The organism is Candidatus Arsenophonus phytopathogenicus, from assembly GCF_056113345.1.
The window spans coordinates 195780-222709 of sequence record NZ_JBUIOB010000017.1 but is presented as its reverse complement, the minus strand read 5'-3'; the positions used below and the strand labels follow the sequence as shown (position 1 = coordinate 222709).

26 protein-coding genes and 6 pseudogenes are annotated in these 26930 nt (G+C 38.8%); 17 read left to right on the top strand and 15 right to left on the bottom strand.

Annotation, left to right across the window (positions count from 1 at the left end; all coding sequences use genetic code 11):
* Positions 1-188 precede the first annotated feature (188 nt).
* Positions 189-1319 (bottom strand): annotated as a pseudogene (locus AC01GB_RS04415) (NAD(P)/FAD-dependent oxidoreductase).
* A gap of 350 nt (positions 1320-1669) precedes the next feature.
* Between AC01GB_RS04415 and pitA the strand changes: the two are divergent.
* A complete protein-coding gene (gene pitA / locus AC01GB_RS04410) occupies positions 1670-3157 on the top strand; it encodes an inorganic phosphate transporter PitA (RefSeq protein ID WP_474450723.1) in 1488 nt (495 codons plus the stop codon).
* Positions 3158-3275: 118 nt separating this feature from the next.
* Here pitA and uspB read toward each other — a convergent pair.
* Positions 3276-3597 (bottom strand): annotated as a pseudogene (gene uspB, locus AC01GB_RS04405) (universal stress protein UspB).
* Positions 3598-3985: 388 nt separating this feature from the next.
* Here uspB and uspA point away from each other — a divergent pair.
* Positions 3986-4417, top strand: coding sequence for a universal stress protein UspA (uspA, locus tag AC01GB_RS04400; RefSeq protein ID WP_474450721.1), 432 nt, complete (start codon positions 3986-3988; stop codon positions 4415-4417).
* A gap of 253 nt (positions 4418-4670) precedes the next feature.
* Positions 4671-5997: pseudogene (gene gdhA / locus AC01GB_RS04395) on the top strand (NADP-specific glutamate dehydrogenase).
* 171 nt (positions 5998-6168) lie between these two features.
* Here gdhA and AC01GB_RS04390 read toward each other — a convergent pair.
* The 12 genes and pseudogenes from AC01GB_RS04390 to prlC form a co-directional block, all read right to left on the bottom strand.
* Positions 6169-6537, bottom strand: a pseudogene (locus AC01GB_RS04390) (beta-barrel domain-containing protein).
* A complete protein-coding gene (locus AC01GB_RS04385) occupies positions 6518-6886 on the bottom strand; it encodes a hypothetical protein (protein WP_474450720.1) in 369 nt (122 codons plus the stop codon). The pseudogene AC01GB_RS04390 and the gene AC01GB_RS04385 overlap by 20 nt, the downstream one beginning before the upstream one ends.
* Entirely contained in the window at positions 6849-7082 is a 234-nt protein-coding gene (locus AC01GB_RS04380; RefSeq protein WP_474450718.1) for a hypothetical protein, read from the bottom strand. The genes AC01GB_RS04385 and AC01GB_RS04380 overlap by 38 nt, the downstream gene beginning before the upstream one ends.
* 100 nt (positions 7083-7182) lie before the next feature.
* Positions 7183-7482: a hypothetical protein gene (locus AC01GB_RS04375; protein ID WP_474450716.1), complete on the bottom strand. Its 300-nt coding sequence runs from the start codon at positions 7480-7482 to the stop codon at positions 7183-7185.
* Between the two features lie 329 nt (positions 7483-7811).
* Positions 7812-8264: an ATP-binding cassette domain-containing protein gene (locus AC01GB_RS04370; protein ID WP_474450714.1), complete on the bottom strand. Its 453-nt coding sequence runs from the start codon at positions 8262-8264 to the stop codon at positions 7812-7814.
* Complete coding sequence (locus AC01GB_RS04365; protein WP_474450713.1) at positions 8264-8869, bottom strand: type I secretion system permease/ATPase; 606 nt, start codon at positions 8867-8869, stop codon at positions 8264-8266. Before AC01GB_RS04365 ends, AC01GB_RS04370 begins: the two co-directional genes overlap by 1 nt.
* Positions 8870-9516: 647 nt before the next feature.
* Positions 9517-10200: a hypothetical protein gene (locus AC01GB_RS04360; protein WP_474450712.1), complete on the bottom strand. Its 684-nt coding sequence runs from the start codon at positions 10198-10200 to the stop codon at positions 9517-9519.
* Between the two features lie 104 nt (positions 10201-10304).
* Entirely contained in the window at positions 10305-10832 is a 528-nt protein-coding gene (locus AC01GB_RS04355; RefSeq protein ID WP_474450710.1) for a hypothetical protein, read from the bottom strand.
* A complete protein-coding gene (locus tag AC01GB_RS04350; RefSeq protein WP_474450709.1) occupies positions 10774-11133 on the bottom strand; it encodes a hypothetical protein in 360 nt (119 codons plus the stop codon). Before AC01GB_RS04350 ends, AC01GB_RS04355 begins: the two co-directional genes overlap by 59 nt.
* Before the next feature lie 415 nt (positions 11134-11548).
* On the bottom strand, positions 11549-11833 hold the full coding sequence (locus AC01GB_RS04345; protein ID WP_474450708.1) for a hypothetical protein: 285 nt from the start codon (positions 11831-11833) through the stop codon (positions 11549-11551).
* 227 nt (positions 11834-12060) lie between these two features.
* On the bottom strand, positions 12061-12828 hold the full coding sequence (gene rsmJ, locus AC01GB_RS04340) for a 16S rRNA (guanine(1516)-N(2))-methyltransferase RsmJ (protein WP_474450707.1): 768 nt from the start codon (positions 12826-12828) through the stop codon (positions 12061-12063).
* Positions 12829-14871, bottom strand: a complete 2043-nt coding sequence (prlC, locus tag AC01GB_RS04335; RefSeq protein WP_474450706.1) for an oligopeptidase A — start codon at positions 14869-14871, stop codon at positions 12829-12831.
* Between the two features lie 1215 nt (positions 14872-16086).
* On the opposite strand from prlC, the gene AC01GB_RS04330 reads away from it, so the two are divergent.
* From AC01GB_RS04330 to AC01GB_RS04270, 13 genes and pseudogenes are all read left to right on the top strand, one after another.
* Positions 16087-17076, top strand: coding sequence for a condensation domain-containing protein (locus tag AC01GB_RS04330; protein ID WP_474450704.1), 990 nt, complete (start codon positions 16087-16089; stop codon positions 17074-17076).
* Between the two features lie 143 nt (positions 17077-17219).
* The gene (locus AC01GB_RS04325) at positions 17220-17840 is read left to right on the top strand and encodes an AMP-binding protein (RefSeq protein ID WP_474450703.1); all 621 of its coding nucleotides are present in this window, start codon (positions 17220-17222) and stop codon (positions 17838-17840) included.
* Entirely contained in the window at positions 17833-19131 is a 1299-nt protein-coding gene (locus AC01GB_RS04320) for a non-ribosomal peptide synthetase (protein WP_474450701.1), read from the top strand. The genes AC01GB_RS04325 and AC01GB_RS04320 overlap by 8 nt, the downstream gene beginning before the upstream one ends.
* Positions 19132-19232: 101 nt before the next feature.
* Positions 19233-19559, top strand: coding sequence for a thioesterase domain-containing protein (locus AC01GB_RS04315; RefSeq protein ID WP_474450700.1), 327 nt, complete (start codon positions 19233-19235; stop codon positions 19557-19559).
* A 12-nt stretch (positions 19560-19571) separates the two neighbouring features.
* On the top strand, positions 19572-19961 hold the full coding sequence (locus AC01GB_RS04310; protein WP_474450699.1) for a hypothetical protein: 390 nt from the start codon (positions 19572-19574) through the stop codon (positions 19959-19961).
* A complete protein-coding gene (locus AC01GB_RS04305; RefSeq protein ID WP_474450697.1) occupies positions 19952-20245 on the top strand; it encodes an AMP-binding protein in 294 nt (97 codons plus the stop codon). The genes AC01GB_RS04310 and AC01GB_RS04305 overlap by 10 nt, the downstream gene beginning before the upstream one ends.
* Positions 20206-20922 (top strand): AMP-binding protein, encoded by a 717-nt coding sequence (locus AC01GB_RS04300; RefSeq protein ID WP_474452322.1) that lies wholly within the window; start codon positions 20206-20208, stop codon positions 20920-20922. The genes AC01GB_RS04305 and AC01GB_RS04300 overlap by 40 nt, the downstream gene beginning before the upstream one ends.
* A 40-nt stretch (positions 20923-20962) precedes the next feature.
* The gene (locus tag AC01GB_RS04295) at positions 20963-21091 is read left to right on the top strand and encodes a hypothetical protein (protein WP_474450696.1); all 129 of its coding nucleotides are present in this window, start codon (positions 20963-20965) and stop codon (positions 21089-21091) included.
* Positions 21092-21097: 6 nt separating this feature from the next.
* A complete protein-coding gene (locus AC01GB_RS04290; RefSeq protein WP_474450695.1) occupies positions 21098-21283 on the top strand; it encodes a hypothetical protein in 186 nt (61 codons plus the stop codon).
* Between the two features lie 57 nt (positions 21284-21340).
* Complete coding sequence (locus AC01GB_RS04285) at positions 21341-21514, top strand: hypothetical protein (RefSeq protein WP_474450693.1); 174 nt, start codon at positions 21341-21343, stop codon at positions 21512-21514.
* Between the two features lie 53 nt (positions 21515-21567).
* Positions 21568-23199 (top strand): annotated as a pseudogene (locus AC01GB_RS04280) (condensation domain-containing protein).
* Positions 23178-24620, top strand: a complete 1443-nt coding sequence (locus tag AC01GB_RS04275) for an AMP-binding protein (RefSeq protein ID WP_474450691.1) — start codon at positions 23178-23180, stop codon at positions 24618-24620. The pseudogene AC01GB_RS04280 and the gene AC01GB_RS04275 overlap by 22 nt, the downstream one beginning before the upstream one ends.
* Before the next feature lie 218 nt (positions 24621-24838).
* A complete protein-coding gene (locus AC01GB_RS04270) occupies positions 24839-25090 on the top strand; it encodes a hypothetical protein (protein WP_474450690.1) in 252 nt (83 codons plus the stop codon).
* 55 nt (positions 25091-25145) lie between these two features.
* On the opposite strand, the gene tnpA is transcribed toward AC01GB_RS04270, so the two are convergent.
* Positions 25146-25562 carry an IS200/IS605 family transposase gene (tnpA, locus tag AC01GB_RS04265; RefSeq protein WP_474450688.1) on the bottom strand — a complete coding sequence of 139 codons (417 nt, stop codon included), beginning with the start codon at positions 25560-25562 and terminating at the stop codon, positions 25146-25148.
* Between the two features lie 22 nt (positions 25563-25584).
* On the opposite strand from tnpA, the pseudogene AC01GB_RS04260 reads away from it, so the two are divergent.
* Positions 25585-26791: pseudogene (locus tag AC01GB_RS04260) on the top strand (RNA-guided endonuclease InsQ/TnpB family protein).
* The last annotated feature ends 139 nt before the right edge of the window (positions 26792-26930 follow it).

The following is a 26930-nucleotide window of genomic DNA, read 5'->3' as shown; positions in this document are numbered from 1 at the left end:
ATGATAATGGTTATCACTATCATTTGTAAAGTGATTTTTTTAATATAAATGTAAAAAAATCATTCATTGTGATAATATATTTACATGATAGTTAATTCACAATTTCAAAACAATTGGTTTTATCGTTGATAGCAAATGGCTAAATCACTTTAGCTGACAATATTAAGAATTTAACTATAACGAGATAGTTATGATTTTGTCAGGTGTTGAGCACACGCCCAAGCTGAACTCCATGCCCATTGAAAGTTATATCCGCCTAACCAACCAGTAACATCAACCACTTCACCAATAAAGTAGAGTCCGGCTACTTTTTCTGATTCCATCGTTTTTGAGGAAATACTATTTGTATCAACGCCTCCAAGAGTGACTTCTGCGGTACGATAACCTTCTGTGCTATTTGGTTGTATTTGCCAGTTGTGTAGCATTTCCGCAATTGTATTTATCTGTTTCATATTAAGCTGTTTTAACGAGTTATCTGGGATTTTTTTTAATACTTGTAATGTCTCGATAAGTCGTTTAGTAGATATTTTGTTAATAAGTTTTTTAACGATAGATTAAGATGAATGGTTTGTTCATAGATTAAACAATCGATAAGATTAATATTGGGAAATAAATTAATACTTATATGCTCCCCAGGTTGCCAGTAACTTGAGATTTGCAAAATAGCTGGACCTGATAATCTTCTATGTGTAAACAGAAGATTTTCTTGGAATGTCATGGCATTTTGTGAACTGATTTTTACTGGAATAGCAATGCCAGAAAGTGTGTGTAAAACGTCAAGCAGCTCCTTATGTAATGTGAAAGGCACTAAAGCTGCTCGCGTCGGTTGGATGGTATGGCCAAATTGCTCAGCTATACGATAACCAAAAGGAGTTGCCCCCAATTTAGGCATTGAAAGGCCACCGCTAGCAACAATTAGTGCGTTTGAACTAATAATTTTTTCATTAACGTGGACTAAAAATTTATTATCTATTTTTTTATCTGAGTGATTTCGCTTTGCAAGCGTAAACTAACGCCAGCTACTTTACATTCAGTTAATAGTAAATCGACAATATCTTGTGCGCTATTGTCACAAAAAAGTTGGCCTAATGTTTTTTCATGATAAGGAATATGATGTTTTTGTACTAACTCAATAAAATCCCATTGAGTAAAGCGAGCCAGTGCTGACTTACAAAAATGGGGATTAGTAGATATATAAGCATTAGGATCAACATAAAGATTGGTGAAGTTGCATCGTCCGCCACCAGACATTAAAATTTTTTTACCCGCTTTTTTGCCATTATCCAATATCAGTACTTTTAACCCTTTTTGGCCTGCATTGGCTGCACAAAATAGACCGGCCGCTCCTGCACCTATAATTATTACGTCAAATTTTTCCACAAAATTTCTCTTTTATCTGAAAAGATATTTATTAATAATACAAATAGCGCGTTTTTTATTAAATAGCGTAAAATATTTATTACGATTTAAATTTGTGTGGACAAATGTTAGTAAGCACTATAAATCTACAGATTCTTTATTTTATTAACTTAATGAAAGTAAAGAATATTTTTGTTTTATTTGTTTTTTTGTCAATTAAAGTCAAAAAAGATGTAGATTTTGCTTCCACCGCTAACGTTTGTCACTGATAATGCATTGAGTTCATATTCAACAAATTGGCTTAAGGTTTATGCTACATTTATTTACTGGTTTGGATTTTTACACCGGTCTGTTATTAATACTAGCGCTATTATTTGTGCTATTTTACGAAGCAATTAATGGTTTCCATGATACCGCAAATGCAGTAGCAACGGTTATCTATACTCGAGCAATACGAGCTCAATTTGCGGTTGTTATGGCTGGTGTTTTTAACTTTTTTGGCGTTATTTTAGGTGGCTTGAGTGTTGCTTATGCTATTGTGCATTTGTTGCCAACAGATCTTCTCTTGAATGTAAGTTCTGCTCATGGCCTGGCAATGGTTTTTTCCATGCTATTGGCGGCCATTATTTGGAATTTGGGTACCTGGTATTTGGGGTTACCGGCTTCTAGTTCACATACATTAATAGGCGCCATTATTGGTGTTGGTTTAACCAATGCATTAGTGACCGACTCCTCTATAGTGGATGCATTGAACATCCCAAAAGTGATTGAAATTTTTCTTTCCCTCATCCTTTCTCCTGCTATTGGTTTTGTTATAGCTGGATTGCTAATTTTCTTTTTATGCCGTTATTGGAGCGGTACGAAAAAACGTCGTCGTATTCATTTAACACCGGCTGAGCGAGAGAAGAAAGATGGTAAAAGAAAACCCCCTTTTTGGACACGTACTGCATTGATTTTATCTGCCGTTGGCGTCAGTTTTTCTCATGGTGCTAATGATGGTCAGAAGGGTATTGGTCTTATTATGCTGGTGTTAATTGGTGTGGCGCCTGCCGGGTTTGTGCTTAATATGAATGCCAGTGGTTATGATATAACTCGTACCCATGACGCGATAGTGCATCTACAACATTATTATGAAGAGCATCAGTCAGCGGTAAAACATATTGTTAATAAGTCACAACATGAGTCGGAATTGGAAACTTTAGATGAGAAATTCCATTGTGATAATTCACGTCCTATTATTGTGCTAAAACAGACATCACTGATGTTGACGGATATTCAAAGTTATTCAGCACTAAAACCTGAACAACGTAATCAAATGCGCCGATTATTAATGTGTTTATCTGATACATCATTAGATGTAGCTAAACTACCAGAGACGTCCTCTTCGGATGCTCGTTTTCTGCGTAACTTGAGTAACGATTTACTTAATACAGTGGAGTATGCGCCACTGTGGATTATTATTGCCGTTGCTTTGGCGCTTTCTGTCGGTACTATGATTGGTTGGCAACGTGTTGCTATAACGATTGGTGAAAAGATTGGTAAAAAAGGTATGACTTATGCGCAAGGTGTTTCTGCTCAAGTTACTGCGGCAGTTTCCATTGGTGTCGCAAGTTATACTGGTATGCCTGTATCAACAACACAAGTTTTATCTTCTGCGGTAGCCGGTACAATGGTTGTTGATGGTGGTGGGGTACAAGCTAAAACAATTAAAAATATATTACTCGCTTGGTTATTTACATTACCTATTTCTATTATACTTTCTGGTTTGTTTTATTGGATATCATTAAAATTTATATAGACATATCAGATAAACTATATATAACAAAAAATAGTGATGCTTAATTTGGGCATCGCTATTTTTTTCATTGAATAATATATTATCTATATCATTTAAATATTACTTGAGTCCATTAATATCACCAAATGTTCCATATTAAACTTATAAAAACAATAATACTTAATCCACTAATTAACATGAATTGTTTGCGAATAAGTTCACAACGTAAAATAACTTCGGGATCGTGATGATTAGTGTATTGTTGAGTATTAATGTAACGGATTAGTTTTATATGCTTAGTCCATTGGCCATGGGCGGTAAAGAATCCGTTGCCATCAACAGATTGATAGAGCAATGGATCAGATTCCCTCAAAAATAAAAAGTAATACTCGGATTGAGTAAAAATATCGCATCATATTTATGATACAAAGTATACATAATGCCCAAAACCATACATGCATATTAAGATAATGACCTCAAAAAATACAGATTTAGCCACTGATATTGTTTTTAGCAAGTGCAAAAAAAGATATTTGCTTATCAGTTGCCGGCTTATTTTAATTGTAGAATAATCTAACAACTTAACAAAATGACCCATTGGGATTATTTTTATCAGTTTAATTTTTATGATGTATATTTTTTAACAAATAATTGATATCTTCAACACTATGATTTTTATGTTAAATTATGGAAAATTTAACTAATTTGGTCTATGCTAATTATTCTGAAGGTATTTATTTTTCATAATTTATGGGTAAAATTTTTATTAAACTATCAGGTTTGACCGCTAAGTATTTATCATAAAAACAGGTGTTCTTTTTTAAGAGCTACGTTTGAAAGGAGCTAGATATGGCTTACAAACATATTCTTGTTACAGTTGATTTATCCCCAGAAAGTAAAGTTTTAGTCGATAAAGCTGTCTCCATGGCAAAACCTTATAATGCAAAAGTTTCTTTAATTCATGTTGATGTAAATTATTCTGATCTTTATACCGGCTTGATTGATGTAAATCTTGGTGATATGGAGCAGCGTATCACTAAGGAAACTCACCATGCATTGACCAAATTAGCCAAAGAAGCTGATTATAAGTTTGAAAAAGAATTGAGTGGACGAGGTGATCTTGGGCAGGTTTTGGTTGATACAATCAAGAAATACAAGGTAGATTTAGTTGTTTGTGGTCATCATCAAGATTTTTGGAGTAAGTTAATGTCCTCGGCTCGCCAGCTGATTAATACTGTTCATGTTGATATGTTAATTGTGCCATTAAAAGATAGTGATTGATAATATTTATTGGTAAATCAATTTTTTCAATAAAAACACTTGATTATTCAAGTGTTTTTATTAATTTTCGATAAATTAAATCGACTTATATTTTGCCAGAAAATGTGATTAAGACACAAAAAATCTCATTAAAAATAGAGATAAATTATTGATATATCAATAAGTAAATTCACACCTAGCAGGTCATTCTGCAAAATAAATGTTAATAAGTATGAAAATATCATAATTTATCTTTTAATCTAAGGAATTTTGTATGAAAGATGGTTTATCTTTAGAGACATTCCTAACACCAATCCAATCACGTTATGCTCATCAACCTGAATTCTTACAAGCCGTGCGTGAAGTTTTTACTTCCTTGGCGCCGTTTTTACGCGATAATCCTCAATATTGTGAACAGGCATTACTGCAAAGAATAGTAGAGCCTGAAAGGGTGATTGAGTTTCGTGTTTGTTGGGTAGATGATAAGGGAAATGTTCAAGTTAATCGAGCCTGGCGGTACAATTTAATTTGGCAATTGGCCCTTTTAAAGGTGGAATGAGTTTTCATCCTTCAGTTAATTTATCAATTTTAAAATTTCTCGGCTTTGAACAAACTTTTAAAAATGCGTTAACCACTTTACCTATGGGTGGCGGTAATGGTGGCTAAGATTTTGATCCTAAAGGAAAAATTCAGGAAGAAGTTATGCGTTTTTGTCAGGCATTGATAACAGAGCTTTTCCGACATTTAGGTCCTTATACTGGTTCCTGCTGGAGATATTGGCGTGGGTGGGCGTGGAGTCGGTTTTATGGCAGGTATGATGAAGAAGCTTGTCTAACAACACTTCTTGTGTTTTTACCGGTAAAGGCTTGTCTTTTGGTGGTAGCTTAATTCGACCTGAAGCGACCGGTTATGGTTTGGTCTATTTTACTGATGCGATGTTAAAACATCATGGTTTAGCGTTTGAAGGAAAACGCGTATCCGTTTCTGGTTCAGGAAATGTTTATGCTATTGAGAAATGTATGTCTTTAGGTGCTAAGGTTGTTACCGCTTCCGATTCAAATGGAACCGTTGTTGATGAAGCAGGCTTTACAACCGAAAAACTTAAACGATTGGAAGCAATTAAAAATCAATATGGTCGTGTTGAGTCATATGCAGAAGAGTTTGGTTTGACTTATATTAAAGGAAAAAAACCTGGTCGGTGCCAGTTGATATTGCCTTACTTTGCGCCACTCAAAATGAACTTGATATAGAAGATGCGAAAATTTTAATTAAAAATGGTGTTCAAGTGGTTGCTGAAGGTGGCAAATATGCCGACAACAATTGAAGCTACTGAAGCGTTTATTGAGGCTCTGTTTGGACCGGGAAAAGCGGCTAATGCCGGAGGGGTTGCAACATCAGGTTTGGAAATGGCACAAAATGCGGCGCATTTGAGTTGGACAGCAGAAAAAGTGAATAGCTGTTTGAAACATATTATGTTAGATATTCACCAGAATTGTGTGAAATATGGTGGAGAAGATAAGCAGACTAATTATGTTAAAGGCGCTAATATTGCCGGTTTTGTTAAAGTCGCCGATGCGATGTTAGCACAAGGTATCCTGTAATAAATCAATAGCGATAGGGCAAATTAAAAACTAATTATATCGCTTAATGCTAGTAAAATTCTGAATATTATTTTGCTTATTGAGCATCGCCTGCAGCTATCCTTTTCAGGCGATGTTGTTAGCAAAAATTTGTCGATTATTATTTATCCTATCAGCTGACCTATAGTTATATTAATCTTCATTTAGACTCATATGTAGGCGATCAATTAAAGGTTTAAACAAGTAATTTAGTAGCGACCGTTCGCCAGTACGAATAAAAACTTCTACTGGTATTCCTGGTTTGATGGTTAACTGATTTAGGCGTTGACGATTTTCATCATTTACTTGAACCTGTAATAAATAATAGGGCTAGCCAGTCTGTTCATTAAGTAGCCTATCAGCAGAAATCATCGTCACGTTGCCTTCCACTTTAGGAGTCGTACTTTGATTAAATGCAGTAAATTGTAACTCTACCGGTAAACCTAATTTCACTTGATCAATCAAATGTAGCGGAACCCGTGCATCAACCAATAGTGGTTGATCATCGGGAACAATCTCCATCATAATTTGTCCGGCAGATTACGCCGCCTTCAGTAAAAATTGACATACCAATTATGGTGCCAGCAACCGGGGCACGTATTTGAGAATTACTCAGCATGAACTTTGCTTTAACGAGCTGACTGTTGGTATGATTAATCTTAGTTTGTGTGTCTGCTAGTTGGGCATGAACATCTTTTTGATATTCTTGTTGGAGTTTTTCGCTAAGCAGTTTTTGTTCTAATATTTGATGTTGGATGCGACTAATATCACCAAGTGTTTGCGCTAAATTACCATCAACTTCGGTATATTTATTTTCAGTTTCTAGTAATGTATTACGAGCAATGTAGCCGTTTTTTTCTAATTCTCTCAATCCTTCTAACTTGTTGCAATAACATAGTAAGCTGCGTTTTTTGGCTCTTTGCTTTTTGTTGTTGGGCATATAAAGTAGCGTTTAATCCAGTTATTTTTTCTTTAATACTGGTCAACTCTAATTGTAAAATTCGATATTGGTTTTCCAGCAATTGTTGATTTAGTTGAATAAGTTCGCTTACATCATGTTCCTTCATTTCACCTTGCAAAGGGGTGAGAAAATCAACCGTTTTTTGCCCTGCTGTTCAGTTAATAAGCGGGCTTCTCTTACTAACAGTTCGTGGTATTGTTTTAGTTCTATATTGTATTCTGCATGCACTTCAACGGTATTGAGTGTACTTTTTCACCATTATTAACGGATAGTTGTTCGATGATTCCGCCGTATTGATGTTGAATAGTTTTATGATTGCCAGCCACAATCACATTACCTGATACAGGAACCCCTTTATCTAAAGGAGCCAGTGCTGACCATAATAAAAAACCACCAAATCCAATAGTCACTAATGACCAGCCTAAGTATACAGCTCGTTTTTCATTACTGATTAATTTGTCTGTTAAGATAGGAGATGATTTGTGATATTTACCTTGTGCTGACATATTTTTTTCCATTAATTGCTATTATTTTTACAGACTGAAATATTGAAGGATCACGTTGTTAGTTGTGACGTTTTATGTTCATTTAATAATGCTTGTGGTGTTCCAAAACGTGGTGACATTCCGGCTTGTAAAATTAGCACATGCTCTACATATCTGAGCAGAAAAGGGCGATGGGTAATTATAATAAGGGTGCAATGTTGTTTTTTTAAGTTCTTCAATCGCAAGGCACAGGGCTTTATCTCCTTCGCTATCAAGATTAGAGTTAGGTTCTCGAGAATAATTAAACGGGGAAGGCCATAAATAGCTCGCGCCAAAGCTAATGGCTGTTTTTATCCGCCAGATAAGCCACGGCCGTACTCGCCTAATTGAGTGTCATATCCATTAGGTAAAGTCAGAATTAAGTCATGCACATGGGCAATTTTGGCGGCAGTAATTACTTTGTCTACGTCAATTTCAGCAAAACGAGCAATATTTTCTGCGATTGTACCATCGAATAATTGTATATCTTGCGGTAGATAACCAATGTGAGACCCTAAAATTTCTCTATCGATTTGGTGAATATTTGCACCATCCAACCGGATGTATCCCAAGGTAGGAGGAAGCGCGCCGACAAGTATCCGAGCTAATGTCGATTTCCCTGCACCAGATGTACCAATAATAGCCAATGTTTGGCCGGCAGAGAGTGAAAATTGGATATCAAATAACAGCGGTGGATATTCAGGATCAGGGCGGTAGAGAACATTTTCAACGCTTAATTCGCCAGTTGGCGCAGGTAAAGTCATCACTTGTTTACGGGGGAGGGATGCTGTTTGAATAACTGATCTAAGCGTAGATAAGTCTGTTTGGCATTATTATATTGTTTGCTAACAGCAATAAGTTGGTCGATCGGGCTGAGTACACGTCCCACCAGAATAGAACTGGCGATCATCATACCTGCGGTCAATTCATTATTAGTGACTAACCAGCCGCGACGTATATTACCCAACATGCCCATTGCCTCGATTACATCTGTATTACGCAAGTGGTTAGAGGCTTGATTAATGGCTTTGCGAGCCATTAGATTGGCTTGCGCCAGTGGTTTATGAGTGTAACGTTGATTCAGCCAGGCGAGTAGGGAAATAAAAGTTGCGCCACCTAAGGCTAGATAGCCTAACCATGGATGGAGTAAAAACACGACACAGAGGAAAAAGAGAAACCAAGGCGCATCAAATAAGGCAAATAAAGCGTTCCCTGTTACGAATTGGTGTAGTGTTGTGAGATCACTTAACGCTTGGCAGGCTTGTGAATCATTATATTTTAAGCTTTGCTGATAAGCTGTATTGAATACCGATTGATTAACTGATAGGTCTAGGCCTGTGCTAATACGTATAACAATCAGATTACGCACCCATTCGAGTACGCCGATAAATAAATGCAAATAACAAGTAGTGTCAACATTAATAACGTCATTTTATTATTTGACGCCAAGACACGATCATAAACTTGTAACATATAAATAGAGGGGGGCTAGCATCAGTATATTAATGATAGCGGTAAATATTCCAATACTATAAAACGCTTTTTTATATGTTTTTATTTCATTAATTAATATATTGCTATTTTTAGTTTTTGAATTATTTGTCATGCTATTCCCATTTTTATTTTTATAAGATTCAATCCTAATATTCATTATGTAAATAATTAAAATATTGGAAAATGTTTTTCATTATCCAATCCGGTTAAAATTAATATGACAATTTTAAAATTAGTAAACGACGCTGTTTTTATTAGGTTATATTATCTATTCCTATGGATAAATAGCGTTTTCATAAATAACTGTTCCATTATCACTCCCTATATTTTTATTAATTTCAACCTGATAATCAGCATAGCCCATATCCGAATGTTGTCTATGATAAATATTATTTTCATTATATTTATTATCGGATAATGGTTGATAGGAAGGGTTATGGCTAAAAGATTTGTTTTTATAAAGAATGTCAGTGGTAATTTTATTGTCAGGACCTTTATTAACTGGCTGATGGTCATTTGTTGTTAAATGAGTTTTTTATAGTCGGTATATTCGTGATTTGTATTGCCAATGTCATCATAACCTTGTTCGAACACTATTACCTCTTCAATAATATCAACTTGTGGAGAATAAGAGGCGAGAAAATCCTTGAAACTGTAGTTATAATCAATGGAAAAGAAAATATGACCTTGAAAATTATGGTGATCATTAGATAACATGCCAATGTCAGTGCCATTATAAAATATTTTTACTTTAGTAGAATATTTATAACTATCAGAAATTCTTACTATATCATTATTTTCATTTCTTACAATTTGATAATCATTTGGATCGTATTTAAGTTGAAAAAGAGAACCCTCTGGATATTTGTCAAAGTTTATTAAGCCAATATTAAGATGGTTATTTGAGTGATCTTTTTTTTCGTATCGATGGGCAAAAATGGAATCGATAAGTCTATATTCATCGGGTATATCAGTATATTCAGTACCCTCTTTGTCACAAACTGCAAGTTTATAGGCGTCGTCTTTTTTTATTAATTTTAGATATGTTATTTCCTTTGGTAATTGATAGCGAATATTTCTGCCATGATCATGAATAAATAAATCACTGCCATCAATAATATTATTATTTTGGTCGGTTATTTCTTCAGTAATATAAAATCCGGTAGTCTTGAAATTATAAATTACTTTATCATCTTTATAAATCACCGCTTCGTATACATCATCATCTATGTTTGAACTTCCTTTATTGTCTAATAATTCACCCTTTTTAATCGTGTACGGCGGTTGTTCTTGTGAAGTTGTATATTGGGCTAATGGGGAATCTTTATGATTGTATATTTTGGTACCATTGAGTTGTGATGATGGCAGATCTTTTTGCTGAATATGATTGATACTGGGCTTAGTAACTCATTTTTATGTAAATGTGGCTGATCAAAATATGGGTCTTTATGAACTTTTCTACCATCTATCAAAGAAGCTTTATATTGTTGCTCCTCTTTTTCAACAGCCAAATAAACCTTGCCACCATAACTTGTATGGAGATTATGAAGCGCATTGGAAAAAACAAAGGATTCTTGCTGTTGGCCATCAATTTGTTTGAAGAAACCGGTTTCGCTAACTTTTTCTTCTCCATCATATAAAGATAATGCACTGACCATACCCTTATCGAGTTTTTTTACATTGAAAATAGTACCTAAAGGTTTATTGTCTAAGTTCATATTAGTTAGCGCATTAGGGTTAATTTCTGTTAATTGATCAATTATTTCATTTACTCTTTCTTCAGTTATTTTTCCCGCAAAAAATTTTTGATTGTATTTTGAGTTTATGTTGATATTCATAACTATCGGTAAAATATTTAGTGCCATCTTCATTGGTAAACACTAATTTAATTTCATTGTTACTATTTTCAATTAATTTTAAATAGTGATAATTACCGGTTATTTTGATATAGAAATAGTCTCTAGATGCTGCATTATAGCAACGAATATAATTACCATAACCTGTGTATTCTACAGTAGAAAATTTACCAACAAATTCTTTTGTTTCTAAACTTTTTATATCATCGGTATAATAATTTAAATTTTTAACTTCACCATCTATTATTTTCATTAAGCCAATTTTTAAAATTATAATTTTCATTTTTAATTAGCTCTAAATATTATTCTGGATTTTAATTATGTAAAAGATTTTTTAAAAATTCAGGTTTTTTTGCTTTTAAATACATAGTAAGAGCAAGACCCACTTTATAAACCTTGGAATTTTCATGAAAGTCATTTGAATGTTTTAATTTTAAGAATTCAGATATATTTTTTTATTTTATTTCATCTTCAGTTAGGTTAATGCTATTTTCTTGGGCATTAAATTTATTATCGGAAAAATATTCAATATAATCCAGCGATACCCTCTTTTAATATGGTAGGTAAGTGAGCTTCATTAGCTATATTTATATTAGTTAAATAATGGGTAAATTCATGTTTAAGATTAAAAACATTCCCCTGTTGATATACATATATGGTCGGTGGATTTCCTGAATAAAATTTACCACCTTCGGTTCCTAAAACTTTTTCTTTACCATAATGTTGGTAATCTTCGTTATTATCGAATATATATATATTTCAAGTGGCTTTTCGCTTGATTTAATATCTTTTAAATCAGCAAAAAGTTTAAAATCATTTACAGCCTGTTGGAGCTCTTCAATTATTTTATTTTGTTTTTTGAGGGAGGGATTTCTATAATTAAGAATAACTTTTATTTTTTCTGTTAGGGTTATTTCTTGTTTTGAGGTTTTGGTGTTGAAATAATAATAAAATGTATCCTGTTGTTTTATTTTATGATCCAAAAATTATCTCCAATATTATTAACAATATCCATTTAAACAATAACATTTGTTAAATTATATTTTTTTAAGGTTATTTAAAGTTTATTTTAATGTTTATAATATGAATATTATTTTAAAAAATGGTATTTTTAGAACAATAAATAGGAGATATTTTTATAGAAGAGTTAATATTGATATAATATTTTTTTTTATCAACATTTTTGGTTATTTATTATTTTTGAGAATATTTAACGGAGTAAATCAGTTGAAAATGAATAAATATCAAAACGATGATTTTTAGTTTTGATTGTCGCTTGTGGAGAGATTGCTGCTAGGGGGGATGCATAATTGGGTCGTTTCACCACAACCCGGCGTTTAGCTATTGTCATTGCCGGAATTAAAAGACTGTCAGCATCGTCATCATTACCAACAAGCGATTGAAAAACGCGCATTTCTTTTTTTACTAAGGCACTCTTTTGTCGATGGGGATACATCGGATCGAGATAAACTACATCTGGTGCGGGTGACAGCGTTGTCAATGCATCGATGCTTGAAGCGTGTAGCAATGTCATTCTCTGTCTTAACCAGCCTCCTATTTCAGCATCAGCGTAACCCCGTTGTAATCCGTCATCAAGAAGTGCCGCAACTACGGCATGACGTTCATACAGCCGGACTTCACAGCCTAGTGCAGCAAGGACAAAAGCATCTCTGCCAAGACCGGCAGTAGCATCAACAATCGTGGGTAAATAGGATTTTTTGATGCCAACTGCTTTAGCAATAGCTTCATTTCGACCACCACCAAATTTACGTCGGTATCTCATTGCCCCTGAAACAAAATCAACATAAATGCCACCTAATTTAGGTTCGTCTAATTTTTTTAATTGTAAATACTGGGGTGTTAGCACTAATGTTATTAATGCAGTAGGCGTGTGTTTAAGTTGCCATTTATCGGCAATCAGCGATAAGGCACTTTGAGAAGCGCCAGGGTCACAAATTAATTGAATATCAATTGCCATTTATACATTAATACCATAACTTTGTAACATTGCATCCAGCTTAGGTTTTCGTTCGCGGAAACGTTCAAACAGTACCATCGGTTCCTCTGAACCACCACGATTTAAAATATTATCAAGAAATGATAACCCAGTGCTGCGATTAAAAATACCTTCCTCGGTAAATCGTGAAAATGCATCGGCAGCTAAAACGTCGGCCCATAAATAACTATAGTAACCGGCACCATAACCATCGGCAAAAATATGGCTAAATGCATGAGGGAAACGGCCCCACTCGGGTGACGGCACTACAGCAACCTGTTGTTTAACCGATCGTAAGGTTGATAAAATTTGGCCGCCTTTTTGCGGAGAATACTCAGTATGTAAGCGAAAATCAAACAAACCGAATTCTAATTGACGAAGAATAAACATTGCGGCCTGATAATTTTTGGCTGCTAACATATTATCTAACATTGATTTTGGTAATGGTTCACCTGTTTCATAATGACCTGAAATGAAGGTAAGTGCTTCAGGTTGCCAACACCAATTTTCCATAAATTGACTGGGTAGTTCGACAGCATCCCACGGCACCCCATTAATACCAGCTACATCCGCTACATCAATTTGGGTTAACATGTGGTGTAAACCATGGCCAAACTCATGAAATAAGGTAATAACTTCATCATGGGTAAACAGCGCGGGTTTATCACCAACAGGTTGGTTAAAATTACAGGTTAGGTAAGCCACAGGTTTTTGGTAGCTGCCATTGATATGCTTTAATCTGCCCGCGCAATCATTCATCCAGGCACCGCCACGTTTATGTTCTCGGGCATAGAGATCTAAATAGAAGCTGCCGCATAAATCACCGCATTCATTATATAATTCGAAGAAACGTACATCGGGATGCCATATCTCCACATCATGACGCTCTTTTGCTGTCAAACCATAAATTCTGTTAATGACTTCGAACAGACCGTTAATAACCCGTTGTTCTGGAAAGTAAGCACGTAGTTGTTCATTATCAATTGAAAATTTATGCTGTTTTTGTTTTTCACTATAGTAACCCAGATCCCAGGGCTCAAGTTTCTCAATTCCGTAGTGATCCTTAGCAAACTGGGTCAATTCCGCAAGCTCTTTTTCACCTTGATGGTAGGCTCGTTGCGCAAGATCGGTAAGAAAATCCAGAACCTGTTTGGGTGATTCGGCCATTTTAGTGGCTAAAGATTTTTCAGCAAAATTATTAAAACCAAGTAATTGTGCTAATTCGTAACGTAAGGCTAAAATTTCATCCATAATGTCACTATTATCCCATTTACCAGCGTTTGGTCCCTGATCAGAAGCACGGGTATTATAGGCGTGATGCATTTCTTGGCGTAGTTGACGATTATCAGCATAAGTCATAATTGGCAGATAGTTTGGCATATCCAACGTGAATAACCAGCCTTCTTCTCCTTTAGATTTAGCTAATGCTTTTGCTGCTAAAAGAGCACTTTCCGGTATGCCAGTTAACTGATCACTATTTTTAATCAGTTTCGTCCAACCCATCGTTGCATCTAACACATTATTGCTAAACTTAGTTTTTAATTCGGCAATTCGAATAGCAATTTCACCATAACGTTTCTTTTTTTCTGCTGGTAAACCAATTCCGGATAATTCAAAATCACGTAACGTATTTTCAATTGATTTACGTTGTGCTTGATTGAGGGTATCAAATTCAGCACTATTTTTTAACGATTTATAAGCTTGGTAAAGACCGGTATGTTGTCCCATCCAGGTACTAAATTTTGATAGCATAGGTAAACAGGTATCATATACTTGTCGTAATTCGGTGCTATTTTTTACTGCATTGAGATGACCTACGGGTGACCAGGCTCGAGAGAGTTTGTTGTTAGCTTCTTCTAATGGTTGACATAAATTGTGCCAGTTAAAGGTGCTATTTTCTTTAACTATGGTCTCAATTGTCTGCCGATAGTTGTCTAATACGGTTTTTATCGCAGGGAGAACATCTTGCGGTGTAATGGTTGAAAAATGAGGTAACACAGATTTCGTTAGTAAAGGATTTGTCATAATAAAAACATCCTGTGATTAATTATACTACTTGATAGGTACAATTAAATATTAAATAAGAGATGTGATTAAGATATGGCTACAAACGGCTGAGTTCAATATGAAGACAAATATTTTATCTGTTTTTTTACCAGATTGTTTAAATACCTAGGTTTAGAATTTCTGAAAATAAGATTATAATGATTGCCAATTTTTCCATGGAAGATCATCGTCCCCGCTGGGGTGGTTGGACTTCAAATCCAGATGGGGCCGCCAGTGGTCCTTGGCAGGTTCGACACCTGTGGTCCCCGACTTTCTGATAAAGAGAATGCTATTTTTATCCTGATATCGGTTTTTATCCAGATAGCCACTGCTACCATAAATTTTTCTTTTCTTAGTGGGCAATAAATCGAGGACAATTTGTGCTTAAGTGTAAAACCTGATAATTAATAAATAATCAAGTAGTCAATTTTAATCCCTCTTTCCCGCTTCATCCGTTTTAGGTTACCTAACACTTAAATATTTACTAAACAAACCAATATCTCCCTAATGGAATTTTGATTAAGTTTAACCGCGATTTTATCTATCGGAAAATCAATGAAACGAAGCAAATAACACTTAATTATCTTAATATGATAGAACTATAACGATGTATTAACTCTGAATGGTTCAGGTCAGTTATTTCCGTTAACAATTTAATGTGGTGGTCAGTTTTAGTTGGTCATAAAACTCTAAATAAATTGGAAAATGTGAAACCCCGCACGAAAATAAACCAATAAAGAAGATAACGTATTAAAACCATTAGTTATGGTAGGTTAATGATATCTATGTATATTTTTAAAAATACTGACGATATCTGCCATTTTGTTCCAGGTTACTGATCGCGTTTAAAATGGGTAATAAAAATGAAAACTCTTAATTCTTAGAGGTTGTAACGCGACAACCTAAAAACCGCTAACATCTAACACTTCCCTGCACAAGCAAGGTTTGAAGGAGCTTGATATCGTCGGTTGACTGGGCAAATACAAAAGAAGTGTTGAAATACCAGATTGTCTCGATTTGCTGACCATTACCGTACCTGCGACGCAATAAGTTCACTTAACTGATCATACATCTGATTGATAGCAGTTTTTTGCTGCTGAGCAAATGTAATAACCAGCTGCTGCTTACTATCAATAAAAATCTACTAAGGCAGTGGAATTACCCTTTCTCACAACAAAGAAGGAAAAATATACCATGAAACAATGTATTGCGACTAAGTGGGAAAATGCATTTTATTTATCCGATAAATCATCTGATAACGCTGAAATTTCCAATACACTTTTTTCAATAAAATTAACAGGTGAACTTAATCGTGACATTTTTATGTTGGCTCTGTCCCATGCACTAAAGCAACCAAGTTTTCAGTGGACGTTTTTATGGCAAAACGAATTAAAAAAATGCCATGTTGAGGTACCGGCACAAGGTGAATATTATGATTTTTCACAACACGATTCACCGCAGCAGTCTGGCCAAGATAATCTTAATACCCTTTACCAACTGATCCCTGGTGTGACACCATTATTTAAATGGTGCTTATGCTATCTGGGTAAAAACGATCAGCAGATGGATCATGTATTAAATCTTGTTATTTATCATCTAATTATTGGCGGCACCTCATTTCGTCAGTTTATGTTAAATGTCCAGCGCTTTTATCAATTATTAACAGAGTCTCAACCATTACCGCAATGGGCATCGCCAGAATGTTATTTCATCAATCAACAGCCAGAAAATAGTTTAACTCAATCAGAATTGGCGCTGGCGGAACAACGTGCACAAGATTTAATTGGGCAACCGTGTCAATTAATGCTACCTCGCAGTTCGCATAAGAATGAAAAGGTAGAAAGTAAAATGTTATCGCTACCTGAATCTCTTGTGAAAAGTATCCAGGTTTTAGCGGATAAGCATAATGCAACCCGGCACATTATTTTACAGGCAATTTTTGTTGGCTTACTTCACCGTTTATCGGGTCAAAATGATATTTTCATGCTCTCGCCAGTGAGTATGCGTCCGATCTCTTGTGGCGAAGAAGGTGGATGTTGGGTCAACACTGTCATTTTAGGTCACCATTTTACCGCAGATTTGAGTTGGTCTAACTTATTTGAACAAATCATTTTGCAACGCAAACGCTGGAAAGCGGCAAAACACATTCCTTTAGCAAATATCATTAATGCGTTGCGTAAATAGAAAAAAGAACATTCATTAGAAAGGTTCAATCTGATGTTTGGTGAAACGGTGGCATTAAACCACAGCTATCGTTTCAGTGATGGCGTCACCGTCTGCGAAAATTATGAATTTATCGAAAGTAGTAATGACCTACAACTACTGTATTGCAGGCAGAAAATAGTGAAATCCATTTACGTTTAAATATCGCTCCAACCATTAATCAGGATGGGCTATTTAACGTTTTTATGGTGCAATATCAAACAGCGTTAGAGATGGTGCTGGTAAATTCTGATCAGCGTATCATCGATTTACCGCTGCTTACGCCGGCTATGATAGCGAAGATAGATCAACGTAATGCTACCGCCGTCGCTTGGCCTGACCATACTTTGGCACAACAATTCTATACTCATGTGTTAGAACAACCTGACCATATTGCGCTTATTGATGATGTGACCGGTCAACAGTGGAGTTATGGCCAACTTCACCAGATTGCAACCCATATCGCTAATCATTTAAATACCATGTTTACTGATCCGCGCCAAATGATTGTCATGTTGCATATTGAACCTCTGGCGCAGTTGGTGCTTGCTATTTTGGCGGTGCAGTATGCAGGAATGATTTATTACTGTATTGATCGTAGTGCACCTGAGGAGCGTAAAGCAGTGATGAAGGGGGTGGTACAGCCTGATTTACTGTTAGTCGATCAAACCCCAAATGTTCGCTCTGGCATTACCGCAATTAGAGATATCCCTTCTGCTGGAGGAAGCTCAAACGTCTTTGTTTGATGCCATATCTCCCTTGAGCCAGAGGCCAAAAGGGTCGGTCGAAGATCTGAGTCACCTAATTTTTACCTCCGGTACCACAGGCACCCCCAAAGGTGTGGCATTATCTCATCAGTCAGTGATGAGTACCTTATATCAGCCTCGACACCTGCCAGTCTCACAGCGTGTTCTCTATTCTGCGAATGAAACTTTTGATTGTGCAACTCTGCAGTTGTGGTCAGCTTGGATCCATGGTGCGACGGTCATTACCCCAGAAAGAAAAGCCATTGCTGATCCACAGCGAATGCAGAAGCTGATTGTTAATTATCAACCAGATAATATTTTCTTAGCGACAGGATTATTTGATAGCTACATGCAGTCTGTTAAGGCCGCGCTTTTTTCAACGGTTGATACGGTGATTTTTGGTGGTGATGTTGTTAACCCTACAGCGGTGCGTTCTGCCCAGCAGGCTGGGGTCAAAAATTTGTTTAATATCTATGGTCCGGCGGAAACGTGTGTTTACAGTTTTGCTTATGCGATACATCGCCAAATCAACGGCCCGGTTCCTCTTGGCTGGGTTTCCAACAACATGCAGGTTTATATTCTTGATTCGCAGCAGCAACATGTTCCTGATGGCGCCATTGGTGAACTCTATTTTGTCGGTCAGGGATTAGCACGTGGTTACCATAATCGGCCAGATTTAGATGAAAACGCGTTTGTTGAAATTACCCTTCCCGGTTCTAAGAAAGGAAAGGTTAGATCTTATCGCAGTGGTGATTACGGTTATTGGAGCGAAGAGGGATTGATTTTTGTCGGACGGCGTGATGATCAGGTTAAAATCAGGGGCTATCGTGTTGAATTAAAAGAGGTGCGCCTGGCACTGGAAGCTGTACCGGGTGTCATTCTTGGGGTGGTAATAGCGCCTGGAGAAGCCGGTCATCGGGAACTACATGGTTTTTATATTAGTAATAATCCGTTGGATAGCAGCCAAGTGCGTAAAGAGCTAGCTGATAAATTGCCAGAATATATGGTTCCACGTTATCTGCAGCAAATTGAAAAAATGCCACTGACGGTGAACGGTAAATTTGATTTGCGGGCACTAGAGGCTATGCGGGTGATTTATCGACCGCGCAATGACAAATTTATTGCACCTCGTAATGATATTAAGATGAAGCTGTATACTCTTTTTTCGCAGCTTTTTCTTAACGTAACGATTGATACCCATAGCCACTTTTTTGAACTTGGTGGTTCATCGCTGGATGCATTAAGACTGGTAAATCTGGTTGAAAAGAGATTGGCCAAATTCTTTCACTGACTGAATTAATTTGTTATCCAACTACTATTGAGCAATTAGCGGTTTTACTACGGACACGCACCAGAGGTAGCCAGCAGCAAAATGTACGGGCAGACAATTTAATGACCTTTCGTGATGGCAAGCGCCATCTTATCTGTATACATGCTGGTGGCGGTACCGCTTATTGTTATCTAAAACTGGCGAATGCTCTCAATCGTGACCTCGGCATACATGGTATTCAGGCGCAAAGTTTAAAAGAGGGAGAATCATTTTTACCCAGTTTTGATGCAATGGCAGACCATTACCTGACTCAAATTGAACATTTGCTTAGTCAGCCTCATATACTATGTGGTTGGTCATTAGGCGGGCTGATGGTATTATTAATGGCGCGTAAGCTTCAACAACGAGGTTTTCACCATAGCAAAATTATTATGTTTGATACAGGCTAGCCTTATCCCGAAATGGTGCGCTGTATCCCACAAATGGGATTGGACGAATTTAAACAGAAATTATGTCGTTTTGATGGCATATTTCCAGATATTCGTGAAGAAGATATTGATCGTTATCACCGCTTATACAATCATCACCGCCTATTACTTACTGGTATAACTGAGGTTACCCATTTTTCTGGCCGTGCCTGGTTAATTCAGGTACGCGACAAAGAGTACACTTTTGATATTGAACGTGGCGCCGCAGCATGGCGTCGGGCGATGCCCCAATTAGTTGCGCTGCCCACCTCAGGTAATCATTGGTCGTTGATGGATCCACCTCACGTGCAAAAAGTGGCGACGATGGTGGAAAATATCATGGCTGAACATTGCCACGAGATGGCTGAGGAAGTATGCATATGAACACCGAAAAACCGCAAAATTTACTTGCTGCTTTTCACCATTGGTTTCAAACGGTGCCTGAAGCCGATGCTTGGGTCGATGCACAGCAAAGCTTGAGCTATCGCGAACTGGAGGACAAGAGTAGCGTATTGGCGGCCAAATTGGCTGTTTTAGTTGGAAAACCTGGTGACATTATTGTTCTGCATTTGCAAAAAGGTGCCGATATGGCGATAGTAAAGCTTGGAGCCAGTTATCTTTGTGTTGAATTCGATACACCTCAAGCCCGTTTAGAACAACTGTTGTAAATTGTGCTTTACCGCAGACCACACGCTGTGTTGATTACAGTCAGTTACCTGAAGCTAGTGCTATCTCTACATTTTGGGGATACCATTCAACACCGCAGACTTGTGCCTGCCTGTTTTATACCTCGGGCACCACCGGGAAACCGAAAGCAGTAGCAATTAGCCACCAAGGGATCTTGCATATGGCTTTTCAGCCAGATTATGTCACTATTGCCCCTGGCCAAGGGATAGGCTCGCTTTCCACTCCCGCTTTTGATGCTTTCAGTTTCGATTTTTGGGCAGCATTAACCAATGGGGCATATACGGTAATGATCACGCCGGATATGCTCTGTTATCAGGGAACAGACAGTGATTTTAAACCTGCTGCTCCAGTCGATGTGCTATTTATCACCTCTGCACTATTTCACGCCTTAGTCGTCGGTACCGCCCCTTTGCTGGCCTCGATAAGCTACTTATTAGTAGGGGGAGAAGCATTAAGACCGAAAGCGGTTCGTCAGTTTTACCGTCAGTTTATGCCAAATCCACCTCAGCTGATCCAGGTTTATGGACCGACGGAATGCAGCACTTTTGCTACTGCTTGGCCAGTTCCGCAGAATTTCATAGGTGACCGGCTACCGATCGGGCAAGGGATCGGACAAACTCAGTGCTGGGTTTTGACACCGGAAGGGGGAACTCGTTAGCGAGGGAGAAAGTGGTGAGCTTTATCTTTCTGGTCCTGGCGTGGCACTAGGCTATTACGCAGATGAACAAACCACTCAGCAGAAGTTTGTCGACGGTCATTTTACTGTACCATCTGTTAGTTGTTATCGCACCGGTGACAAAGTACGCTGGAATAAGCAGGGTCAATAGGAGTGGTTGGCGCGTATCGATAATCAGGTAAAAGTTCGTGGTTTTCGTTTTGATATCAATGAGCTGGAACAGCATATTCTCTTGGCACCGGATGTTGAGGCGGCAGCGGTGCTGACGCGTGAAAATGAGGTTTCCATTGAGTTAATCGCATTTGTCAGTGGTAGTGGTCGATCGACTGATAGATTTTCTTAAGTCACGAGAGCCCGGCTGGATGATCCCCCATCAAGTGCACAGGCTACCAGCTCGCCTTTGACGCCAAATGGCAAAATTGATCGCCAGGCATTATTTCAATCACACGCTGTGCAAAATCGGTCACAAGAGTTACAACCGTTTAGTGAAAACGATGCTGAGGCGGCACTGCTATGTCTGTTGCGCCACTATAATTTTTTACCCGCAACTTTCCTTAATGGAAAATGGCGGTGATTCGCTGACAGCTATGATAATGTTATCAGCCTGGCAAGGCGCCACAAGGTCAGGTGGCAGTGACAGCTGCTGAATTACTTTATACCAACCCCGTCAGTGCGGTATTAGCCAGGCTACAGCCAGTTGCTGCGCAAGCAACCATTGTGCTTGATAACGATATTAGTCATCTGGCCTCTAGTGAACAATTGCGCATGTGGTTTCTACAGCAGCGTGATCCCAGTCTTTATGCTTATGCGACGCCTTTTCAATTTGAATTTCAGGGTCAGATGGACGAGCAGAGTCTTGAGCAGGCACTACGGATATTGGTACAACGCCATGGTGCTTTCCGTACCTTGTTTGAGTTTGACATAAATTCGCAACAGCTAATGCAACGCGTTGTTCCGCAAAGTGATTTTAGCCTTCAGCATCGACAAGTGAGCGATGTTGCTTGGTCCCGCTGGGCTAAACAGTGGTTCAGACAGCCTTTCGATATAGGTCAAAAGTGTGCTCTGCGTGCTTGTTTACTCACGATAGAGAGTGATCGGCGAGTACTGTTGCTAAATATGCACCATGCACTGATTGATGGTGAGTCGATCAATATTTTACTACGAGAGCTGAGCCACTGTTATGCGGCGCTACAGCACAACCAGCAACCAGGGTTTGTGCCACTAAATTACTCACTGTTACACCATACAGCAGCATTAAATTTTTACTATCAAAAGGATAGTTATAAGCAAGAGCCTAAATTTTTGGCGCGCAAGGCTGACAGAGATACTGGCGATACGGCGACGCTATGTTTTAATTCCCGCTGCTGATATGGCTGGTGAGCGTCAGCAGCTGATGATCGACCAACAGACGACCAGGCCATTAAAGTGCTGGCAAAAAAACAAGGGATGACGTTTGCCGGATTGTTGCTCAGAGTGTTGGGATGGAGTTGGGGACAATGGCAAAATCAGAGTGCTGTCACCATTGGTTTCCCTGACGCCGGTCGCTTTTTACCAGGTAGTGAAAACATCATTGGTATGTTAGTTAATACGCTGGTTTGGCATGAGCAGATATTGCCCGATGATACATTGGCTAGCTTCTTGGATCGTTCGGGACAAGAGCTGAAAAATATTTTCCGTCATCACACGGTGAACTATGCAGACTTAACTGAACTTGCTTCAACTATGCAGGCGGCAGGACAAACGCTATTCGACCTAGTATTTGTTATGGAGAATACCGATTTTTGTTGCCTTGAATTGCCAGGCCTAAAGATGAAAAGCAGTGTACCAAACATCGGTAGCGCCAAATTTCCATTTTTGGTCTGTTTGACACCACTGGGAATGGCAACAGAAGTGATTCTGGAATATCAGACGGCGTTGTTCAGTCGTGAGGAGGCTCATTTTTTTGCCAGCCAGTGGATCAGTCTGTTACAAAAGTTAACCTGCGATCCAGCTGTTATGAACACACTTTCAACTCATTTTCTCTCTTCCCCTTCATTCGCTCCCTCTGTTATTGCTAATCAGGGGCAGCAGCAGACGCTCCCGTTTGCTACGTTGCGAGCCTGGCGCGATCATCAAAGGAACCTGACCCCCGAAGCTTTGGCACTGGTTGATAATAATGGTATGACGCTAACCTATTCCGACTTAATGGAACAGGTAGCGCGCATGGAAATATTATATTCCTTAGTAAACAGAGGAAATTGTCTTATGGCAGCGTGGTAGCGATTTACGCTCATGCTGACCGTCATGCAATTATTGCCATTTTAGCGATTGCCAGTCGCGGTATTTGTTTTGTCGGTTTGGATGTGAACTACCCAGATAAACTAATTACGCATATTTTAACCACGGCAGGAATCGATGCCGTGATGGTTGATCGCGCCAATGCCGCTTCGCCATTATTAACCGCTCAACCCGAGTTGCCGTTAATCCCGATTGACGGTTATCTGCAAGTGACTAATTGGCAGCCGTTGCCCCCAGATAAGGCTATTAATGCAGATACCTTGATGTATAAGGTATATACTTCTGGCTCCACCGGGTTGCCTAAAGAATTGGCAGCACGCCACAGCCTAATGTTGAATATTATTCAGTGGCAAAATGGTATTGGGCTGGACAAACCGGCACGTACCTTACAGTTTACCTCTCTCTCCTTTGATATTTCTCATCAGGAGATCTGTACAAGCTTATGTACCGGCGGTACATTGTTATTACGTCCACCCGCTTTTCGTCGTGACCATCAGGCTTTACTGCGATTTATACAAACTGAGCGTGTTGAGCGTTTGTATATTCCCTATATTGATATTGTTTTGCAATCCTTAGCCGAGACTGCCCAAGCGTTGAAAATGGCGCCAGACTGTCTTTGTGAAATAGTCAGTGCTGGAGAGATGCTTTTTTGTACTGAGGCCATTAAGGATCTATTTCGCAAATCACCGGGTTCCCGGCTTATTAATATGTATGGTACTTCAGAAACTCACGTCGTCACTAGCTATACCTTGCAGGGTGAGCACGATAACTGGCCAACAGCTGTGCCGGTCGGTTATCCGGCAGATAATTGTGGCGTGTATATCGTTGATGAAACCAACCAGCTGCTGGCCGATCAACAACAAATCGGGCAGATTGCGATCATTGGAATGCACGTATGGCACAGCTATCAAAATAATCCCAGCGCTAATCAGCAGAAATTCTGTCAGCTCTCACTGAACGGACAACATCAGTTAGCTTATCTGACCGGAGACATAGGTCATTATGATAACCAGGGGCGTCTTAATTACCTTGAGAGACGCGATTATCAAGTCAAAATTAATGGTTACCGAGTGGAATGCGGGCAGTTGGAAACACTGCTGCTAGAAAGTGGCTATTTCCATTCAGTGGCGGTGACGGTTCAGCAAGAGAAATTAGTAGCCTATTTGCGTCTTAAATCGGCAGATACCCGAGTTTCAACGACGGAGTTATATCAGCGATTGCAGCAGTGCTTGCCAGCAGGTGCTTTAAAAATGGAATTCCGCGTGGTAGATGCACTTAGTACGACACCGAGCGGCAAAATCGACCGGGCTGGTTTAGCCGGGCTGTCATGGTATCCGTTGCCAGATGATAATCTTAGTGCTCAGCCGATTATAAACGGCAAGCAACAAATCAGCGCTCGGTAGCAGACTGGCACTATTTATTAAGCCAGTTAATAGTGAAAGAGCTTGGTGGAAAGCATAACAGTGGGCAGACCAAATTTTTTGCTATGGGCTTAACATCGCTACGACTGATAAAAATCCATGTAGCATTGATTTAGGCCTGCGCTAGTACTGTCAAACTTAATGCTCTGTTTGAGCATGCGAGTATTGATGAGCTAAGCTCTTTTTTAGCCGGTGAATCTATGTCACCACCTTCAATCGCATCGACAGTAACTGAACAAGCCACGTTAAACGAAACCTCAGCGGACCAGGAAGCCATTGCGGTGATTGGCATGGCAATCAATGTCAGCCAATGTGCTGATCTGGCAACGTTTTGGCGTGCTGTTATGGATTCTCGCGAGTTGGTAGAACGCGATAGATCTTCAATCATCACTAATAGCGAAGATAAAGAGCGTAAAGTGACAGTACGTTCATCCTTACCCAACATGCCGTAAAGCCCCGTGGTTCAGGGCGGGGATATAAGGCGAAAAGCCCGAAGGGCTTTAAAGATCAGTCAGGTGTCTCCTGTTGTTCAATATATTGTTTGATGATTGAAAGAGGCGCTCCGCCGCAACTGCCTGCAAAATAGCTCGGACTCCACAGCACTCCTTTGTAGTAATAACGACTCGCAATATCGGGGCGGTCACGGCGAAGCAACCGACTGGATACTCTTTTGAGACTGTTCACTAAATTTGATACAGATAATTTTGGCGGATAGTTAATCAGTAGATGCACGTGATCACGCTTACCCTCCATTTCAACTAACTCAACATCAAAATCATTACATACGCTGGAAAAATAACTCCTTAGCTTTTTGATGACATCTTGATCAAATATTTTTCGGCGGTATTTAGCAACGAATACCAAGTGGACGTGTATCAGGAAAACACAATGTCTACCACGGCGAATATCAGTTTCTTTTTTCATAGACCAAAGTATAATAGTAAGAATGAAACGACTTCAAGCCTTTAAATTCCAGTTAAGACCAAATGGTCAGCAAGAGCGTGATATGCGACGCTTCGCAGGGGCTTGTCGTTTTGTTTTCAATCGTGCACTGGCACTTCAGAATGAAAATTATGAGGCAGGAAACAAGTATACTCCCTATACCAGAATGACCTCATGGCTCATTGAATGGAAAGCCGATGTGGATTGGCTGAAAGACGCGCCATCACAAGCACTTCAACAATCTCTTAAAGATCTGGAGCGGGGCTACAAAAACTTGTTCCAGAAACGAGCTGAAGTCCCGCGATTTAAAAAACGGGGGCAGCATGATGCTTTCCGCTATCCGCAGGGTGTGAAGTTGGATCAGGAAAACAATCGTATCTTTCTTCCCAAACTGGGTTGGATACGCTATCGCAACAGTCGTGAAGTCATTGGTATCGTAAAGAGTGTCACGGTGAGTCAGTCATGCGATAAGTGGTATGTGAGCATCCAGACTGAATATGAAGCCCCAGAGCCACAACACGATTCAACCGCGATAGCGGGTCTGGATGACGGTATCACCAAACTGGCGACTTTGTCAGATGGCACACTGTTCGAGCCTGTAAACAGTTTTAAAAAAAATCAAAAAAAGTTGGCTAAACTTCAGCGTCAGTTAAGCCGAAAAGTCAAATTTAGTGCCAACTGGCAAAAACAGAAGCGAAAAATCCAGCGTCTGCACTCCGATATTGCCAATATCCGCAAAGACTACCTTCATAAAGTCACAACGAACATCAGCAAAAACCATGCAATGATCGTCATTGAGGATTTGAAGGTTAGTAACATGTCTAAATCGGCAAAAGGTACAGAACAACAACACGGACGCAACGTCAGAGCCAAGTCAGGTTTAAATCGCTCGATACTGGATCAGGGCTGGTATGAAATGCGCCGTCAGCTGGAGTACAAACAACTTTGGCGCGGTGGCCAGGTATTAGCAGTGCCTCCGGCATATACCAGCCAACATTGCGCATACTGCGGTCATACCGTAAAAGCAAACCGCTAGTCACAAAGAAAATTCGAATGTCTGGCATGTGGACATACCGCGAATGCCGATGTAAATGGCGCTCGTAATATTTTAGCGGCAGGGCATGCCGTGTTAGCCTGTGAAGTGAACGGCGCAGTAATGCCGTCAGCAGCAGGAACCCCCCGAAATGATTCAGGCTTCGGTCTGGGCGTAGTAGGAATCCACGTCCTTTAGGGCATGGAGGATGTTAATTCATAAAATGGGTTAAATATTACTGGCTAGGATTAAGTGATTTTTTATTTGTGTCCATTAACATGTCCATATTACTCCTTTAAAACCATAAAGATAAGATT